This is a genomic window from Yoonia sp. D2-7, from assembly GCF_055809435.1.
The window spans coordinates 1,385,031-1,403,449 of record NZ_CM147912.1; the positions used below are offsets into that span (position 1 = coordinate 1,385,031).

Sequence of the window (18,419 nt, forward strand, 5' to 3'; positions counted from 1 at the left end):
AATGGATGTTGGCAGTGACGAACATATTTGAAAACAAACGTAGCTATGTCTTGGGTGACCCTGAGCTTGAGCTGCTTGGTGACCGTGACAAGCTTGCGCAATGGCGCCACAAAGGGATGGGCCCTGCCTATTACCGTCTGGGTCGTAAGATCGTTTACCGTGGGTGTGATCTCAATCAATGGGTTGAAGCGCACCGCGTCGACCCGAATGTGGGGGGCAAATAATGGTCCCTTCATCACTTCTTTTGAGCCAATCATGGGGTCTGTGCACCCTGACGGTTTCCACACGCAGTGAATTTGCGTTCGGCAGCCTGCAAGTTTTGGGGGTGTAGTGGTGCCCGTAACTTCATCTCATAGTCAGTTGAACCTGTTCTCATCAGAGCCGAACCCGGCAAAATCGGCTCGTGTGCCTCGTCAGAAGAAAACACCTCGCTGCGAGACCTGCGCTGAGTGCTTTCTTTCGGATCGCGAAGTGGCAAAACGCTACGACGTCTCGCGCGCATCGGTTTGGCGTTGGTTGGCCAATGAGCCAACGTTTCCGACACCCGTCAAGCTGAGCGCGGGCACATCGCGCTGGAAGCTCAGCGACCTCGTTCAGTTTGAAGCGAAGGCACGTAAAGCCGAACGCAAAAAGCGCGCAGCAACGAAGTTGGGTGCGGGCTAATGGCAAAGTCCTACAAAAGTGTGTTCCTCAAGAAGAACCGCGTCTACTCGGTCGAGCAGCTGATGATCGCGTACGGCGTTACCGCCAATACGGTCTCTAACTGGGTGAGGGAAGGGTTACTGCCCTCTGATGCGCAGAAGCCATATGTGTTCCGTGGGGCTGTTGTTGTCGCGTTCCACAAGCATCAACGGTCGTTGAAAGGCCGCAAACTTTTGCCTGCCGAGTTTTGGTGCCGGACGTGCCAAACATCGGTCGAGCCTGGTCCGGAGGCCGTGGCTAAAATCCGTGCAGCGAATGGGCGTCCCATGCTGCAGGCGGCCTGTCCGTCATGTTCATCCAAGGTCCAAAAGATAACGCATGAGACTGATTGCGACAGCGTTCAAGATTGTCGCAATCCCAATATCCCCACGGACTGCTGTCGCGAAGAAAAGACGGACTTGCGTGGGGGTATTTGGATTAACGTCGGTAATCAAAGCGCGATCTACTCCTCGGAGAACGATCGCATCATTCACAAATGGCAGAGCTATGCCGGACGCTATGATGAAAAAACCATCGTAAAGCATCTCGCTGCGATCCGGTATTTTGAACAATGTCTGTCGGGGAAGTCGTTCGGTAAGTTACGTATCGACGACTTTGCAGCGGTACGTGATGATCTCAAACGGCGCGCCGATGTCACTGCTGATGACAAGATATCGGCCTCATCGATCAAACACACGATCTCATACCTCGGCTCGTTTTTTGATTGGTTGATTGGCCAGGAAGGGTACAGACGCTTGCCCCGTGACTTTCGGGGTTACTTGGTTGTGCCTAAGGCGATCCTCGCGAAGTCGGCGCAGACGAAACAGAAAGACTTTCCGAGCATTGGCGACGCCGAACAGCTGCTGCTGGACATGCCATCTGCTTCACTCACGGAGATGCGGTCGCGTGCAATTTTTGCCGTGGCGTTTCTCGGGGCATTACGGGCTGACACGATCGCGTCACTTCGGCTGCGCCACATTCAGATCGAGCAACGACTGATCATACAGGACGGAGCGGTATCTCGGACCAAAGCTGGCAAAAGCATCACCATATTCTGGTTCCCGATAGCCAAAACCTTTGAGGAGATCGTTGTGGAATGGATTGAGCGCCTTCGGATGTTGGGCTTCCAAGACAACGATGCGCTGTTCCCAGATGCCAAGTGGTTGAAGCACAAAGTGGAGTTGGCGAAACAGATCCCGATAATGTCGACGACATATGCCGTGACGGATGCGTTCAAAGTGGCCAGCCGTGGCCTAACAGTTCCCTATACGCCGCATGCCGCCAAGCACACGATCGGAGCGGAGCGCGACGCGCGTCCACTGACCCATCAAGAACGGAAGGCTTGGTCATTGAACATGGGTCATGAAACTGAACAGATCACGGAACGCCATTACGGGACGATGCCCGAAGATCAGCGGTTTGACGTCTTGGAAAATATAGGAACCGACCGCGCATCGGATGTTCCTCAGATGACTGATGAAGCTAAAATCGCGCTCGTTGATGAGGTGATGGAACACATCGGACGTCGCAAACAACGGCTATAATGGCGGGCGCGAAATGCGATATGATTTGGAAGGCTGTGTCCCGCTTTAATGAGGTGATCGCTTATCGACGATCACTCGCAGGCGCGAAAGGCCCATTGTAGTCGCTCGTGCGAAACGCTTCTAATGACCGCTCCCAGCGCCAAAGCAGACATGCCCGTTTGACACATCGGGCGGAAAGCAGAAGTCCGCTGCGGTCGCTCACTGAAAAATTGAAACGCCAAAAGCGGTCATTGATTGGGATTGCAAATTCAACCCCACGAGTACACCCTATACGGTAGCTTCCAGAGATTTTTAACTAGTGAGAGTTTTGTCGGTGAATGACCTAACCCCCATAAAGAAAGCACTCGCCGGCGCTGATCAAAGCGGCAAACTGATTGACTGCATCCTTTCTTTGGAAAGTCGTGTAAGGCGCATCGAATGCGGGCCAATTTTGTGTGAGATGCACAACTTGGGGCAAATCTCGTTAGTCGCCGATGGCAATTTGACGGCAATTGTGCAGCTTGAGCACAATAACTTTTGGATGGTCTTTCATCCCTTGGATCAGTCAATTCCTGGGTTGAAATGCTCCTACCGAGAAATACTGAAATTTGTCGACACGCTGGTGAAGAAAGCTGGCGCAGATGGAGTGGCAGGCAGGCCGAACCTATCTTTGGTAAAGTGGTCCAGTGCAAACCCCGAGGAAGCCAAACGGATTGTCTCGGGAGCCATGTCTCTGGATCAGCTATGTTTGGCACATTGCGCGTTTGCGATCCAAGGCCTTGGGGACCCACAAATCGCATATGAACTATTGGATCATTCAGACAAAGCAGTGGTCGCAGTCGGGTTGCGTTCACTCGGGAGACTCGATTTGAAAGATAAAGAAAACAAGAAGCAACTCATAGATCAGTGTTTCAAAAAGTTGAGCGAAGAGGCAGATCAGGATGTGAGATCATCAGCCATTGAAACCGCCTTCAAGACTTGGGAAAAATTGGGCCAATCTGAGCCCTACCTTCAGGCGGATATCATATCGGGCGTAGTCAACGCCAAAAAGGACACCGAACTTGCGCTACTCGCGGCAATGCTCTTTTACCACCCGAGAGGCTTAATCTCGAACAGCATCGCTCAGATCTTGGAAGCTGCAAAGTCGGAAGCTGCTCCTGCGGCGGCGATCCTTAACCATTTGGACCACGCCTTGCATACAAAGGACGAAAGGTGGCCATTGGAGAAAGTTGTCGATGTCTTTGCAAAGCAAATCCCAAGACTACCGAAACCAACTGAAGCAAGTGAGTATTACCATTTTTGCCGCTGGATTTGGGAGGATCAAAGTAATGCTTCAAAACTGTTTTCTAGCTGGTTAACTGACGGCCAATTCGCGCTATGTTCGTTCATTGCCGACATGGTTGGAGCAGGTGGGAGGAAAGGCAAACTTGTTGAACTTTCGAAGGTTGATCTACCGAGCAATGCAATTGACCAAGTTTTTATGGCAAGGAAGTGCATCGGCCATCTATGGCTTCATGAAGTGACGGCCGCGTCGATATTGTTGGGAGTTGTAAAGAGCGGAAAGGAAGCCGCAAGAAAGGAGGTCGAGGAACTTCTGTTTGATCCACTCTTGCTGAGCTACGGAGGTGAACTGCGAGATTTTCTGGTTACTCAGCGCAGCAGTTCTTCGAAGCGGATCGCTCAATGCGCTCAAAGGCTGCTAGCTAAGCACGACACGTACATCAAGGGCCTTGAGCAAACAAACGGCCTTGTTGAGCTTCTCCCAACGAACGCGCAGCGGCGTGCAGCGGCAGCTAAGGATCATGAACGCAACCGGGATATCCAAAAACAGGCCCACAAACGGTCCATATTTGCCGACTTAGTCAGTCACTCCACGCTACTCTATGGGAAAAAAAGCTTCACAATGATATATGGCGGGGGTGACAAGAAAAAGCCAAGTATCACGCCTCTTGCTGAATTTTCTTATAGTACTGAGTTGCCAAGGCTTTCCGTTGTCGATCCGGTAGGCTTCCACGAAACTTTGACCACGTTCCGTCTAGAGAAACGGATCATGCGATGAAAATAATTTTGAAAGAGTATCTTGCATCCCTAAAGGAGCGAGGCGACCTTGATAAAGCCGTTTTGCCAAACTTGCTTTCAGAAATTGGGCTCCGCGTACTCAACACGCCGATGATCGGAACAAGGCAAAATGGCGTCGATATTGCTGCGGTTGGAAAAATCAAAGGTGAGGATAAACAAAGCTATCTCTATCTTTTTGTGATCAAGGCCGGGAACGTAAGGCGAAATGATTGGGACGGAGGAGCTCAGGCCGTTCGTGCGGAATTAAACGAAGCTCGTGAAGTTTATTTGCGGAGTAACGTTTCCAAAGAGCATGCTGAACTCCCCGTGAAGATCTGCCTATGTTGTGGTGGGGAACTTGAGGAAACAGTCTTGATGAACTGGGCTGGGTTCACTGAGACGAATACCACCGACGACATCGCATACAAGTTGTGGGATGGAGATCGTCTAGCAGAACTTATGATGCGTAGTTTATTGGCGCGGGAATTGTTGGAAGAAGAACCTCGGCGCAATTTTCAAAAAGCCATCGCAATGGTGAACGAACCTGCTGCTTGCTACGATTACACACGTGCGTTTTTAAGTGACTTGTTGTTGGAAGGGCAAGCAGAGCAGAAAGCTCAACTGCTAAGGCTCCGCCAAGCGTACATCTGTTTGCACGCGGTCACAGCATGGGCAGTAGAAGCCGACAACTTGGAGAGTACCTATCGGGTTTCAGAGCTCGGGTTACTGTTTTGCTGGAATGCGGTTAGGGTCAATGAACCGAAGGAAAAACCCACAAAATACGAAAAGACACTGACGTTGATCTTGGATCAGTTTCTTAAGTTGTACTTGACGACTTCTGAAATGTATTTTTCCAAGACCGCTTATGCTCACGGTAACAAGCTGCACGCTCTTTCCGTTGCGGTACGGTCTCGCGAGTCAGTGGACGTCAACCTAGCCATGTTTGAGCTATTGGGTAGGCTAGCGGTACGCGGAATTTGGACAGATCATTTTTCAAAGATCCTATCGAAGGCAGATCCTGAGTTTGCGCAATCATTTGCTGAGACGACGGCCCGAACGTTGGATACGATTGTCTCAGTAATTAACGCAAATCCGACACTCAACGCGCCGATTAAAGACGATCATATGATTGAGATCGCATTGGTCATGTACCTTGCGCAAGAGACCGGTACGGTAACTCGCTTCTTACCTTGGTTGGAAGGAATTTCCGGTAAAACGACATTTGCTTTGATAACAAATTCTCAGTACCCAACCTGTCGCCATGACTACAGTGATTTGCTGTCTCACCCAGCCAGTTCTGATCAATCCTACCGTGATGAGGCATGTGTCGGGAGCATTCTGTATCCGTTCCTCTATCTATGGATACATCACGCCACTGACCTCGACAATGTAACAGAATTTACTGAACGCCTCCAAAATAAGATCCCCAATTGTACTCACCAAGCATGGTTCCCTGATGAAAACACGGACGATCATATCTGGACCGGAAACACTGATCATGGGATTTGTGTCACTGATCTCTCCCCTCAAAAGGGCCACGATGCATTGGCTGAAACACTCTATCAAGCCATCAAAGCATGTCCAGCAGTCGGTGAAATGAGCGCTGTCAAGTTTGGGTTGTCGCCTATGCTGTTAACTGCGTGTAGACATTACCGCGTGCCTGTTCCGCCCAACTTTTGGTTTGTTCAGGGATAGCTTATAGGTTTTCAGGTAAATCATCTGAATTGGCATTTGCAGCGAATGTCTGCTCTGGAGAGATGCGCCGCAGCATTTTGGCTGGTTCTTCCATGGCCGGTTTGGGCCGTAGAAACCATTTCCGACTACAATGCCTACGGATTAGTCTTCAATCAACTTGTCAAGTCCGGAAAACCACAATAGGGCGAACACTCTTTTCGCGCTAGAGTTGCGCTGCCCTCACGTCACATAATGACCGCTGGGCTGTAATTCAATCAAAAAAATGGAAGCCAGATATGGACAAATTTGTCAGGTCACTCGTGGCCCAAAATACTCTTATCGTCGCGCGACTAAACGCACTCGAAGGGCTTTTCGCTCGTGGCGGTATCGATATTGGAACCGTTGCCGATCCGGCGCCAGACGGCGGTGGATTTTCCGGCGGAGGCATTGGCGGTTTCATTGGTGGCATTGGTCCGATTGCAGACCCAGCCCCATTCGAGCTTGATCGCCTTTCTAAGGTTCAGCTTGAAAGCCGGATTGCTGATGTCGCGTTTGCCCGCAAAAAACTTGACAGTATGGAGGGCATTCTCAAAGAGGCGCTCGATCGTGCACGGTAACCTACTTTACACACGGTGGGATCGTGCCACGATCTCACCGGTTCAGGAGAAATCCAATGCTAGACAGTTCCGTTTCCCGCCATTTGAGATGCCTCTTCATTGGCTTCCAAGATCAAGACAACCTTGGTTTGCGTTACCTAATGTCCTCAGCTCAGTCCGCTGGCCACGATACAGAAATTCAAACATTCGAAGCAGATCCAAGGCCAATCCTAGAAGCTGTTCGTCAAAAGAAGCCGGATTTCATAGGCTTTTCACTCATCTTTCAATTCATGACTCGCCAGTTTGCAGACGTCATTGAAGCATTACGCGAAGCTGGTGTGACAGCACATATTTCAGTCGGTGGCCATTTTCCGTCCTTCAATCATCAAAGCGTTATGGACGCCGCGCCCGGAATCGACAGCGTCATCCGTTTCGAAGGTGAAGCAACCATGACAGACCTTTTAGCTGCGTTGGCAACAGACCAGGATTGGTCAAAAATACCGGGGCTTGCGGCAAGACTGCTTTCAGGCGACGTCCGTTCAAATCCACTGCGCGGTCAAATCATGGAACTCGACACGTTGCCATGGCCTGAACGCGCTGACATTGCTTATGAGCGTGCGGATCAACCCACAGCTGCGATGTTGGGGTCTCGCGGCTGTCCTTGGAATTGTGACTTCTGCTCCATCCGACCCTTTTATGAGGCTCAAGAAGGGTCCCTTCGGCGCCTACGATCTCCGAAAGACGTCGTCGAAGAAATGCGTCACCTGTTTCATGATCGTGGGGTTGCACTGTTCCTCTTTCAAGACGATGACTTTCTAGCAACCGGTTCAAGGGCGCGGCAATGGGCCGGTGAAATTGCAGACCGCATTGCTGAGAGCGATATAGGCGGACATGTAGCCTGGAAAATGTCCTGTCGTTCTGATGAGCTACGGCCTGATATCATTGCTCAGATGAAACGTGGTGGTCTCACGCATGTTTACATGGGTGTAGAGTCCGGGGACGAGACCGGACTAAAGAACATGAACAAGCTCTTAAAGCCTGAAAAACACATTGCCGCCGGCAACATGCTGCGTGACGCGGGACTGAGTTTCGATTTTGGGTTCATGCTTTTGGATCCGTGGTCTGATTTCGTCCAAGTTAGAAACAACATCGATTTCTTGGATGCTTTTGTCGGTGACGGTTGGTCAGTCGCTGGCTTCTGCCGGATGCTCCCTTATGCGGGGACACCGATTGAAAAGCGACTTGGAAAGGAAGGCAGGCTAATCGGCACCGAGCAAGAACCTGACTATCAATTCCTGGACACCAAGCTGGACAGGTTTTATGCTTGGATGCTTGAGACGTTTCATACGCGAAATTTCACTACAGAAGGGCTGTCTCATATTTTACGTGGCATGGTCTTTGAAAGCCGTATCCAAGTTGATCATGCGGCTTGGATGTCACGAGAAGAAACGCGTTGGTTACAATATATCGTGTCCCGATCAAACAAAACTGCGACAACAGCTTTGCGGCTCGCCGTCGATTACTTTGAAGAAACACCTTACGATGAAATCGCTGTGCACTCAGGTTATCTCGCAATTCTAACCGAACGTGAGAAGGCAGAAGAACAAATTCTAACGCGTCAGCTTGAAGCCTTTTGGAACGAACCAGAGCGGAGAACGCGACGCCGTGCTAGGCAAGATGCTAGACTTGCAGGCGGCTTTGATCAGTCTTGGACCTTTGCTGAAAACGAATTTGAAGCGCGAGGTGTTGGCGTTCGTTGAGAACGGCCTTGTGGCTTGATGAAAGCATCAGTGCCGCCTGCAAATTCGAAGACAGCCGACCTCAGGCCCCAAAATGCTGCGCTAACGATCAATGTCCGCTTTGGCGAAGCTGCAGCGCAGCGTTATGCCAACTCGCTAACGGCCCCTTTGGGCCGGTAGTTAAGCTCCAGCCCATTTTCGGTGACGCCCGAGCGCATCCAGGCTTGGATAGTGTGTCTGATCATAGGGCAGTTCGAGCTGTTTGCTTTCAAGGTTGACGTAGCTATCGTCTTCCAGGGCTATGGGCGAAAGCTTTACGCGATAGCCATCTGTGATAACCAACAAGCCTAAATCGAAGAGCGTGTGGATGTCGGCTCGCAAGAGCAGCCCATTCTGAACATGTTGTGAGTGTTCACCGAGGTAGGGTGCGATATGAGCGGCCTCCAGCGTGCCCTTGAGAGCGCAACCTGTTATACAGCACTTGCCGCCATAGGCTTCTAGCAGTGCCGCCCTGAAGGCCGCTTGGCCTCTCCGTCTGGCAACCTGTGCCAAGGCCTTCTCTCGCAAATCCTGATCATTCCTAGCGTCGAATGTCTCGGTGTTTGTACCATTGGTCGCACGTAACCGGGTAGCATCAGGTTGTTCGGCATCATGTACTTCGCCGGTGTCGGAAAACCCCTCGATTGTGAAGAACCCATCCTCCCATTTGGTCACTAGCCCGAGACCAAGGACCTGGTAGGCGACGCCCGGCTTAGGTTTGCGTTTCACAAGGGTTCCAACCGGGATCTTGTCCTCCATGCACTTCATCAGACCACGGTTGGTGGCCTCGCGGTCACGTTGATCGGGGTTCTGGTTTTCCTGGAAGTAGTGCAGGGCCCAGCTGCCATCTGAGCGGTACTCGACATCTTTGTCCGGATAGGGCCCGTTCTGGATAGTGCGAAGGCTCAAGGAATAATCGGAGTACTTGGGTTTGTAGATGCCTTTCGCTTGATTAACCAACCTGCTGTGGTCTGCGGAGAACTCCTGGATATCGCTCCACGTAATGGTCTCTCCCTTGTGCTCATTGAACCAGTCCAAAGCAACTCTGTGCTTTCCCGTCGACTTCGACAGTGCGCTCTCAAGCTCAGCTACCATTTTTCATCACTCCTTCAGAGCATCAGAGCTCAATCCTTACTGCCGATTACAATTGCTTTGAGCGCCTTTGGCAATTGCGATTCGCACCACCTGGGATTGTTTCGCTGTAGGTCTGCTTTGAAGAAGTTGCAACGCAGCGCTTGGACATCTGTCCAACGGCAGGTCTGGGCCGTCGGTGTGGGGGCCATCCAGCCCGATCTCACATGATTGACACATTAAAAATGCCCGTTTGTCGAACCGTCTGCCTAAACAGGCACTGGTGTCTCTAATAAAACGTCTGAGGATATGCAATAACGTGTTTCCGTCTACCCATCTTAAATTTTAGGTTGTGCTTGGCCGAGATGAACGATTTACACGAAGAAGGAGAAATTACTAAATTAAACCATGGGGTTCCTAGAAGTGTCTACTAAGTTTTTTGCAACTATATTTTCAATCTCCATTCTCTCATCGACTTCCCTACATGCTCAGGAAGTCGGCTTTGCAGGGGAGATAAACTATGCTGAAATCGCTGATGTTAGCGGTGCTGAAGTTGGGATCGGCGCTCACTTTTCCGACGGGCCGCTACGGATCTCGCCAATCATCGGCGGGTTTATTTACGCGGGAGAGCTTGAAGGATTTAGGCGTGAGAGTTCAAGCATCTGCCGGAATACCAGCAATGGTCAATTTGCCGATTCAGAGAACTGTGATGCTACTGAGACCGATTTCTATGGCAAGTTAGAAATTAGCTTTCTTGCAGACTCCTTCGAGTTTGGAGCGGGCTATCGTTATGATGAGGAGCAAGAGGGTGGTTACGGCTTAATCGGCTACCGTTCCTCCGAAAATCTTAGCATTCAAGCCACCGCTGGTACCGACTATTTCTCGGTTGGCCTTGCGTTCAGACAATAGAAGGACCTTTGGATCCGCCGCCTATGGCGTTCCATTCCGAGCTACATCAGGCCGCAAAACCTTAGTTAAGTTGTGCATGGAGCACTTTGGCTTGCCGATCGCATGAAGGCCTACTTCTCCCTGTTGCCAGTCATTGTGTTGAAAGTGAAAGGACGAACCAAGATGTCACCTATTTCCTCATCACCGTTTCGCCGAAATTGGCTAATAGGCGGGAGCTTCGTAGCATTGTTTTCCAGCATTGCCCTCCCTGCCTTCGCGATTGAAAAGTGTGGTCCGGGCCCGCGCTACACTTGCGTTGTTGATGGTGACACGATTTGGCAGGATGGAGAGAAAATCCGGCTTATGGGTTACGATACTCCTGAACCAACTACGAATATCTGTGGCGGTGCGGTCGAGGTGCAATTGGCACGTCGTGCATCGGATCGGCTTGTTCAATTGCTCAACCAAGGAAACGCAACGATCGAGCGGCATGGCTCAGATCGCTATGGTCGAACACTAGCGATAATTCGAGTGGCTGGGGTCGACGTTGCAGATACCTTAGTGGCAGAAGGCCTTGCGAGGTACTGGCCTGATGGACCTGAGTTCTGGTGCGAGTGAGTTTTTTATGACGCTCCAAAACCGATACTAACAAGACATGTCGGACTTGCTTCGTACGGAGGCGTCAGCGTCTAGAATATCACGTGTTATAACTGGTTTTTGCTTTGAGGGTAGGATGCTAGAAAATTAAGCATCCTACTCCCAAGCCAGTAATCTATTTATGAGTTCTCGAAAGCCTTAACTTTCCACGGAACTTCGGTATTTGCGATCACGAGCTCGAGTTCAAGAGTGTCCACTTCAGACGCTTTCTTGAGTGCTTCAAATCTCTCGGAATCGAAAGACCATAGCCCAGCAGTGACTGTTCCTGACTCATATTCGAATGATCCAATGACTTCAGGAGACACGCCGAGCTTTCGGTACAAACGGGACATTTTTTCATCAAAAACCGCTACGAGATGACGGAGGCCGGCCTCTTGCATTAACCTTGCAGTGACCGTCAATAAGGCAAGTCCGGCTTTTACGCTCTTATCAGGTGACAAGCAAAACCGCGTACATTCCCAGATTTCTGGAGATCTGATCGCTTTCCCGTTGGTTGCTTCAGGGAAATGATCAAGAATCATCGTTCGTCCGGTGGTCGGAAGTAACCTCAACGACCCTAAATGTGAATCGTTATCATCAGCCACAATCACATAGAGAGGGTTTTCTTGCTCATAAGCGTCCCGTTCATAACCAAATGAATCGACATCAACCGGCCACCCTAATCGTTCGCGGAATTGTACCCTTCTATCTTCAAACATTCCCTCCGACAGCTTTGGTGTTAACCATAAATCCGTACCTCTAACGATATGGAGTCTTCTTTCAACTTCTTGGTTCAATGGTCTAAATCCTTTGTTGCTTGGAGCTAAAACCATGGCGCGAATATGGTTAACAATGTCCAAATCAACCGCAACGGTGGCCTAACGAATTGTTAACCAAAGTGTGCTGGACGCTCGCAGCAATCACCGTCCCCAACCCTAAAATCAAAGACTGACGAGATGTCATCGATGTTTGGAAGGCCTCTGTCGTTAATCAATTCTTAATCAATTAAGCAAAAGTTAAAGCTGTCTTCGGAAAACATGGTGGTGAAATAATGAAGTCTGATGAACAAATAGAAGCACTCCGGGCTTTTCACGAAGCTATCGAAGCAAACAAGAATGGTTTCCCAGCGACGTCAGAAGCATTTTTAAGGTTAGCGCTTCGTGCTTTCGAAGATGGCGGGGCGAGGGTTCAGCGTTTCGCCCGTGAACAGACGATCTCGCCTTTGACCCTACCTCCAGCGTTTAACGACTGACCGTGTGAAAAAATGACTATCAAGCGCCGCTTGGAATCAGCCTAGGTCCTGTCGAACCAAAAGTGTTACCAGATCACTTTGTGAAGGCACTTCGCAAATATTGACCTATGGACTGTCTCGATTAGCTCACCTGAATGTCTCTCGAAGTACTAAGGAACGGATCGCTATTAACTCAAAATTTACCATTCCAGCTTAAGAGGCGCTCAGATCTTAAGGAATTGTTCAGATGTATTCAGATTATGAACGAAGGATTAAGTCCGGTATGGTGATCGGATCAAAGGAAGAGCTGGAAGCACTAATTGACCAGTGGCTGACAATCCGAGCAGTGCTCGCAACGGTCGCTCTAACACGTCAGGAAGATGATTGTGGCGACGCCAACTACTGTCGTTCCAATTTTGTAAACTAATTTCGAACCCTCTAAAAGGGAGCGCCCCCCGAATACGGGGAGGCGCCCTTTTTCTCTTTTTCGTCGTGGTGACCCTGCTACAGGGAACACAGTATTTTATGTTTTTTGAGTTGATAAGTTTAGTGACTGCTCGGGCATCAACCTTACAGGCTAGGGTTAACAAAAGATTTAACTAACCGCCTAACATTGTTGATATTTTAGGAACTAATGCCCAAAGGTGAGGCTACCTTACTTTACTCTGTCAGAAAACCAGATCCGCATCTGTGGTAAGATTGAGGTCAACTGAAGTTAGTTGCCCTGCACCTAGCAATGTTAAGGAATGGTCGCCCTCGAAGTTAAAGACTAGGTCCTCACCTTCATGCGAAATTAGGCGATCAAGATCATTCGTATTTCCATCGAAATATCTTGCCGAAAGCTTTAGCTGGTCGAGGCGATAGTCAAAGTCTTCAATGGTGTCATCACCCTTCGTAAAGATGAACGTATCGGCTCCGCCCCCTCCAACGAGGTAATCATCACCACCACCTCCATGCAGGACGTCACTGCCATCATATCCATGTAACACGTCATCACCTGCGCCCCCGAATAGGAAATCGGAACTATCGGTGCTGTCGAGTTCTAGTCCATCGCTAAAATAGTTGGTCCGGCCACCTCCGCCACTTAAGGTGTCATCACCAGCTCTGCCGAAAATCACATCTGAGAATTCAGTCCCCAGAATACTATTGCCCCTGTCGTTTCCACGAATTTCATTGGGGCTCGTCAGTCCGTGGATGGAGGTTTCGACCTTGTTCATCAGGTTTTGTTCGTATGTCGACAGTGTCACATTTTTTTGTGCCACAATTTGAACGATCTCATAGTCCTGATCAAATCTGACCGACAATTCTCCATCTTGGATCGTATAGGTTTCATCCACGATCTCGGAGTGACCTGTGCTTGACGCGTCGAGTATCTTCAAGTGTTGGACGTCGAGATCAATATCCAATGACACCCCGGCTAGTCTTAGATCCAAGTTCAGCTTGTCGTTGTTGAGTTCACCGGCGGACGCGTAGAACGTAAATTGATCTTCACCTTCAAATGCAAAAAAGTGCTGATCCGTCAGCAAATCCGTAGTAAACGAGCTCTCGACGTCCAAGTACTCGCTTTCAGTTATGTTTTCAGCAAGCATGGTAAGTAAATTTAGCGATGGAGATACTATGTCAGAGCGGAAGTCAGACACTACCGTCGGCAACATGTCTTGTGGTGCGTAATTATAGGATGCAACAAGGCCCCACAGAGCGGCTCGATCTACACCGGTTTCAGCAAAGTTCTTAAACATCCCCAACACGTTCGTTGCTCCAGCTAGGGTGTAGGCAACGTTATCCGAATTACTTGCGTCAGTTGTCCAAGCGGAGACGTAATATTCCGGTCTTTCATGGTCAGCGGTTGAGGCAGCGACGGTATCTTGCCAGAATTTGGCTATCTCTTCCCTTTGATGGAAGATAGCTTCTTCATCGTCGAGCATCTCGATATCAACTGCGAGGTGATGGTGCCTTACGTAGTCTATGCTTGAGAGCGTGTCGTCCAGAATATGGGCCATCGCTTGGTCGACCAGCAACACTCTCTCATCCAACTCGGCATGATGTTGATCAGATGCTTCAAAACCTGCCATGCTCTCCAGTGCCGGTTCACCTTCATCTAGCAAAGCGTCAAAGTATCCATCTTCAAGCAATTTCCGGTGAGTATTCGACCCGTTGCCCATCTGAATGCCAATTTCATAATTGATCCCAGCTCCAGTGAGTTCAGTCTCAATTGTGTCGATCATCTCTTTAGCAATGATCGCGTAACCGAACGGGTCAGAATAAGGCTCATTTCCAATATCGAAGAGCAACGTCTTTGGTAAAATCCCATCGTTGAAATAGCCAGCTTTCAACCGGGCTGTGAAGGTTTCGATATCAGAACGAGCAGTCGCAATGGCAAGATCAAGAATTGCCGGATCAGTCAGGTCTCGGTCCAAAAAATAGCGCTGAACTGGGATAATTAAGTTAAACTCGGTGCCGCGTTCAACGCTAACTGCGAGTGCCTCGCTAAACGTAACAACACCAGTACGTTCATCCGGATTTCCCTCCTCAAACAATGCAAGGGGACTGATCAATTCAGGATGGGTAAGATCGAAGCCTACATTTGACCGATCTCCGCTCAACGCTTCATGGGTAACGCGTTGACTGTTGAGGACCAAGGTGCCGTTGATGACCTTGGAGTGTTCCGCAATTGTGCCCCCAGGGAACCGGAAAAAATCTAGCCCATGCTCATCTACCTGTTCGACGTGCAGCCCAGCACCGTACTTGTTAACCATTACGCTGCCGAAGTGCTTATCGGTGATTATCCCTGATTTCTCAGTTTGGTGTGATACTGAAATCTCCAGCCGCGAATTAAGCATCAATCTACTCCGTGTTACATTGGAGGAAGTGCTTCAATGGCAAGGCAGCGTTGTGCCGCAAATAGGGCAGAAACTTGGGGCTTCTGACCAATTCTACGAAAGTTTGCGCCACGGATTTCACGGCAATTTTGGCTATTTTTTCAGCGCATTTAGCCGAAATTTAGACATTCCCGATATAGAACTGAACGAACGCATTTTGAGGTTTTACTCTGATGACAGCCAGATACCTAAATTTACTTTTGTTCACTTCACCAGCTTTACTGAGTGGGTGTGGCGGAAGCACTGTCGCTCTTGAAGATCCGATGGTTCAGGCACCAAACTTAGGCCTCCTCGCGATAGAAACATTGCTTGTTTCCGAAGTTTCTCAACTTACTTTTACAAACCCCAGTTCGATAACCAGCCTTGGATCTGCAGCCTATGAGGGAGTTCTGTCTGGCTCGCTCAAACTGAGTGAGGGTGCACCAATAGATTTGGCCGGTGTGCTTGCCATCAGAACCGACCTTTCAACCGGCTCTTTGCAATTTGATGGCGAAGCAACTGACTTCGTAACTAGTGATACTTCGCTCATCGCGGGGGTGCTGACACTTGAACAGACAAATTTCGACGCTGCCGCAAATCCTTATCTAGATTACAGCTTTTCAGGCATTCTTGAGGGACAACTGGACGTCTCAGACCTTGAAGATCTCAATGTCAGCATTCGGCTTGAAGGCGATTTCTATGACGAAGATGCAACATTCCTAGGAGGAAGTGCCGTAGGTTTGGCCGATACAGGCGCCGAACGTGGTGAATTTCGAGGTCGTTTCATTGTCAAAGATGGATGAAGTCTCGTTGTAGGTTGGACTTTGACGTGATGGTAGATAACCGTAGCCGTCAGCCCACACTCGATGCTGGCTGCCGATCGCTATGTCGACCAGGATCAATTGGGCCGCCTAGATCCTTTCGTGGTTTCGGACGAGGTGCAGCTGTTCAGCTGTTCGGCTATTGAGTTCAGAGTCAGGGGCTTGGTGGCTGGTCAGTCGGTCAAGTCCCTGGCTGCAGGTGGTATCACGTGGGTCGCACAGCCTCCGAATAACATGCATCACTAGGACACCCCCGCCAACCACGTAGTACAGCAGCAAGGCGTGGGCAAACGTGATACCCCAGAACGAGGCGGCAAATAGTGTGGCTACAAGTGCGGTGAACCCAGCATATAAAACGATCAAGTGACTACTCCTTAGTGACCGGAAAACTGTTGCTGGTTGTGGTTAAGGTTTGGTTAAAGTGCTGGAGAAACTGCCTTAAACTTGAAGTGGTGGGCGGGAAGCGGACGTTTGCTGCATCCGCATGCGGTGCAATGAAAGCGAGGGTAAGCGGACATTGCTGTAGCCAGTATTCAGCTGACCCATTATGGCTCTTAAAAAGACATTCGTCATAACAGCCGGAGCATCTTGTTCTCGCAGAACTTTTGCCTCGATTGCCAAGATTAGCCATCCGAAGTTAACTGCAAGACAGTGTATGTGTGTCAAGACGGACCCCTGAGTGATTGATTAAAATTGCTACCCATTCACTGAGCGTCTGAGGTGCATTTCCTTCGTCGAAACGTCATATGACCCAATACGGCGAAAAGGACCGATATCGATCCCATTCGAATGATTTGATTCCTCATAAGGCCGCAGATGCCCATGCGCAAAGATTGTTGCGGTTACGGTTCCCCAGAGAAGATTCCTTCGACGCCATCCGAAAATCCATCGATAAGCAGCACACTGAGAAAAATGGTTCCCAGCGCCAATCCGGCTAGACCGAATGTGATGCGCTCCTCTATCGGAGGATGCGGGTCTGTTATCGGGCCGTGCGGCCTTTCACATGCTGTCAGGAGCGTCATCCCGATCAAAAAGGTGAGGCGCATGATATAGTTTGGCATTTATGGCATCCAATGGGGTTTAGGGGTGCGACAGGCCAAGTGGTGACCAGTCACGTGCTTGCGTGAGTGGTAGACGTTAGTTTCAGCTGCATCCATTTTGGCGAAAGGCGCGATTGAGCGCGTCAAGCTCTTGCGTGGCCGCGACATGTGTCAAATCACCTGCAAGCGATTCAAGACCGCCTGCAATCTCATCTGCGGTGGATTCGGCTGCCAACATGTCAACTGTACCTGCAATACTATCAACCGTGGCGGTGTCCCTGATTTGAGTAGCTTTACCGATGTTGCGGGCCAATTCTGTGCAACTCATTTTGGCCACAGGTACTGTTTCTGATGCACAGGCTGTAAGCAAAATGGCTGTGGCGGTGAGGACGAAAAGTTTCATAAGGTTTCCATGTTTAGGGTCTGTGGCGCATAGCCGAAGGGATTGGTGTGTGTCGTAGATGTGAGGGACGCTAGTTTGCCGCGATCCATGTGCTGATTTTGGCCATGACGCTGACTGATATGGTTGTGTTGATTTTCGCGTACTCCGACGGCAATCCCGTTGCGGAGGGTTGAAACAGATGGTTCGCCCCTGGGACCACATGCACTTCCGAGCGCGGGTGGCGTAAGGCCGCGCGCATCACGGGGGCTTCTGTTTCGGCAGAAACTTGCAGATCGTTTTCGCCGAACAATGCCAGCACCGGATTGGTCAATGCGCGGAGCGCCGCCACAGGGTCATGCCGCGCATAGCTGACGCCCCACCGTGTTGCGAATTGGTCCAGAAAATCGTTGCGGGCTGCACGCCGCAGACCTTGGCCTTTCAGATAATCATCGAGATCGCCGCGTATTTTTGCCAACGGTGCGTCTTGCGCCAAGATGGCGGAGCCTTCTCTGTATTGCTGTGCGGCAAGCGCGATCAGATCCGGGTCCGCGCCCTCTGCGCGTAACAGGTCAGTTGTTTGTGTGACCAAGACGTCGGGCAATAGAGGCCGCGCAGCACCGGCCAAAAATACCATGAATGCTGGATCGGTCTGCTGAGCAGCAACAGGCGCGATATAGCCGCCTTCAGAACTGCCGATATAGCCAATAGCATTGGTGTCGATCTCAGCGCGCGCAGCTAAGTAGCGGAACGCACTTGCTGCGTCATCGGCGAAATCATTCAGGTCGGCGGTGTCGTAATCACCCGTGCTTTCCCCAAATCCGCGGTCGTCATAACGTAACACCGCAAAACCTGCCCTCGTCAGATGATCGGACAACACCAAAAACGGCTTGTGTCCCGCCAATGCTTCGTTGCGATCTTGCGGTCCGGAACCCGATATCAACACAACGGCCTTAAACGGTCCACCAACGTGCGGCATTGTCAGCTCGCCCGCCAAGGTCGCACCAGACCCGCCTGCAAATTGTACAGTTTCGATTTTATAGCGCCTGTCATCCGGATCTTGTGGCCGCTTGGATAAGCCGGCAAGCCCCGTACAGGCCGACAGTACCAAGGCGAACCCGAGGGTCAATTTGCTCGTCCGCAGACGGGGCGCAGAATTTTGGGGCGGCAGCGCAGTTAGCCTGT

16 protein-coding genes are annotated in these 18,419 nt (G+C 50.3%); 10 read left to right on the plus strand and 6 right to left on the minus strand.

Going from position 1 to position 18,419, the window contains the following annotated elements; all coding sequences use genetic code 11:
- Positions 1-14: 14 nt before the first annotated feature.
- From AC0L7R_RS06715 to AC0L7R_RS06745, 7 genes are all read left to right on the plus strand, one after another.
- Positions 15-224 (plus strand): MerR family transcriptional regulator, encoded by a 210-nt coding sequence (locus tag AC0L7R_RS06715; protein WP_473659760.1) that lies wholly within the window; start codon positions 15-17, stop codon positions 222-224.
- Between the two features lie 247 nt (positions 225-471).
- Positions 472-663, plus strand: a complete 192-nt coding sequence (locus AC0L7R_RS06720; protein ID WP_473659762.1) for a helix-turn-helix transcriptional regulator — start codon at positions 472-474, stop codon at positions 661-663.
- Positions 663-2,225, plus strand: a complete 1,563-nt coding sequence (locus AC0L7R_RS06725; protein ID WP_473659764.1) for a tyrosine-type recombinase/integrase — start codon at positions 663-665, stop codon at positions 2,223-2,225. The genes AC0L7R_RS06720 and AC0L7R_RS06725 overlap by 1 nt, the downstream gene beginning before the upstream one ends.
- Positions 2,226-2,538: 313 nt before the next feature.
- Positions 2,539-4,263, plus strand: a complete 1,725-nt coding sequence (locus AC0L7R_RS06730; protein ID WP_473659766.1) for a hypothetical protein — start codon at positions 2,539-2,541, stop codon at positions 4,261-4,263.
- On the plus strand, positions 4,260-5,957 hold the full coding sequence (locus AC0L7R_RS06735) for a hypothetical protein (RefSeq protein WP_473659768.1): 1,698 nt from the start codon (positions 4,260-4,262) through the stop codon (positions 5,955-5,957). The genes AC0L7R_RS06730 and AC0L7R_RS06735 overlap by 4 nt, the downstream gene beginning before the upstream one ends.
- 275 nt (positions 5,958-6,232) lie before the next feature.
- Positions 6,233-6,553, plus strand: coding sequence for a hypothetical protein (locus AC0L7R_RS06740; RefSeq protein ID WP_473659770.1), 321 nt, complete (start codon positions 6,233-6,235; stop codon positions 6,551-6,553).
- Positions 6,554-6,609: 56 nt separating this feature from the next.
- Positions 6,610-8,292, plus strand: coding sequence for a cobalamin-dependent protein (locus tag AC0L7R_RS06745; RefSeq protein ID WP_473659771.1), 1,683 nt, complete (start codon positions 6,610-6,612; stop codon positions 8,290-8,292).
- 159 nt (positions 8,293-8,451) lie between these two features.
- Here AC0L7R_RS06745 and AC0L7R_RS06750 read toward each other — a convergent pair whose 3' ends face one another.
- Entirely contained in the window at positions 8,452-9,405 is a 954-nt protein-coding gene (locus AC0L7R_RS06750; protein ID WP_473659773.1) for an HNH endonuclease, read from the minus strand.
- Between the two features lie 399 nt (positions 9,406-9,804).
- Between AC0L7R_RS06750 and AC0L7R_RS06755 the strand changes: the two genes are divergently transcribed.
- On the plus strand, positions 9,805-10,290 hold the full coding sequence (locus tag AC0L7R_RS06755; protein WP_473659775.1) for a hypothetical protein: 486 nt from the start codon (positions 9,805-9,807) through the stop codon (positions 10,288-10,290).
- A gap of 162 nt (positions 10,291-10,452) precedes the next feature.
- On the plus strand, positions 10,453-10,887 hold the full coding sequence (locus AC0L7R_RS06760) for a thermonuclease family protein (protein WP_473659777.1): 435 nt from the start codon (positions 10,453-10,455) through the stop codon (positions 10,885-10,887).
- 158 nt (positions 10,888-11,045) lie between these two features.
- Here AC0L7R_RS06760 and AC0L7R_RS06765 read toward each other — a convergent pair whose 3' ends face one another.
- On the minus strand, positions 11,046-11,702 hold the full coding sequence (locus tag AC0L7R_RS06765) for an acyl-homoserine-lactone synthase (RefSeq protein ID WP_473659779.1): 657 nt from the start codon (positions 11,700-11,702) through the stop codon (positions 11,046-11,048).
- Between the two features lie 1,102 nt (positions 11,703-12,804).
- Positions 12,805-14,976, minus strand: a complete 2,172-nt coding sequence (locus AC0L7R_RS06770; RefSeq protein WP_473659781.1) for a calcium-binding protein — start codon at positions 14,974-14,976, stop codon at positions 12,805-12,807.
- Positions 14,977-15,188: 212 nt separating this feature from the next.
- On the opposite strand from AC0L7R_RS06770, the gene AC0L7R_RS06775 reads away from it, so the two are divergent.
- The gene (locus tag AC0L7R_RS06775; protein WP_473659783.1) at positions 15,189-15,797 is read left to right on the plus strand and encodes a hypothetical protein; all 609 of its coding nucleotides are present in this window, start codon (positions 15,189-15,191) and stop codon (positions 15,795-15,797) included.
- Positions 15,798-16,657: 860 nt separating this feature from the next.
- Here the strand turns inward: AC0L7R_RS06775 and AC0L7R_RS06780 are convergent.
- From AC0L7R_RS06780 to AC0L7R_RS06790, 3 genes are all read right to left on the minus strand, one after another.
- A complete protein-coding gene (locus AC0L7R_RS06780) occupies positions 16,658-16,876 on the minus strand; it encodes a hypothetical protein (protein WP_473659785.1) in 219 nt (72 codons plus the stop codon).
- 82 nt (positions 16,877-16,958) lie between these two features.
- The gene (locus AC0L7R_RS06785; protein WP_473659787.1) at positions 16,959-17,258 is read right to left on the minus strand and encodes a hypothetical protein; all 300 of its coding nucleotides are present in this window, start codon (positions 17,256-17,258) and stop codon (positions 16,959-16,961) included.
- Between the two features lie 70 nt (positions 17,259-17,328).
- Positions 17,329-18,363, minus strand: coding sequence for an alpha/beta fold hydrolase (locus tag AC0L7R_RS06790; RefSeq protein WP_473659789.1), 1,035 nt, complete (start codon positions 18,361-18,363; stop codon positions 17,329-17,331).
- Between the last annotated feature and the right edge of the window lie 56 nt (positions 18,364-18,419).

What these genes read in the sequence shown, in the direction of transcription:
- AC0L7R_RS06725 (WP_473659764.1), top strand. Translation starts at nt 663, where the DNA reads ATGGCAAAGTCCTACAAAAGTGTGTTCCTCAAGAAGAACCGCGTCTAC.
- AC0L7R_RS06735 (WP_473659768.1), top strand. Translation starts at nt 4,260, where the DNA reads ATGAAAATAATTTTGAAAGAGTATCTTGCATCCCTAAAGGAGCGAGGC.
- AC0L7R_RS06740 (WP_473659770.1), top strand. Translation starts at nt 6,233, where the DNA reads ATGGACAAATTTGTCAGGTCACTCGTGGCCCAAAATACTCTTATCGTC.
- AC0L7R_RS06745 (WP_473659771.1), top strand. Translation starts at nt 6,610, where the DNA reads ATGCTAGACAGTTCCGTTTCCCGCCATTTGAGATGCCTCTTCATTGGC.
- AC0L7R_RS06750 (WP_473659773.1), bottom strand. Translation starts at nt 9,405, where the DNA reads ATGGTAGCTGAGCTTGAGAGCGCACTGTCGAAGTCGACGGGAAAGCAC.
- AC0L7R_RS06760 (WP_473659777.1), top strand. Translation starts at nt 10,453, where the DNA reads ATGTCACCTATTTCCTCATCACCGTTTCGCCGAAATTGGCTAATAGGC.
- AC0L7R_RS06770 (WP_473659781.1), bottom strand. Translation starts at nt 14,976, where the DNA reads ATGCTTAATTCGCGGCTGGAGATTTCAGTATCACACCAAACTGAGAAA.
- AC0L7R_RS06775 (WP_473659783.1), top strand. Translation starts at nt 15,189, where the DNA reads ATGACAGCCAGATACCTAAATTTACTTTTGTTCACTTCACCAGCTTTA.
- AC0L7R_RS06780 (WP_473659785.1), bottom strand. Translation starts at nt 16,876, where the DNA reads ATGCCAAACTATATCATGCGCCTCACCTTTTTGATCGGGATGACGCTC.
- AC0L7R_RS06785 (WP_473659787.1), bottom strand. Translation starts at nt 17,258, where the DNA reads ATGAAACTTTTCGTCCTCACCGCCACAGCCATTTTGCTTACAGCCTGT.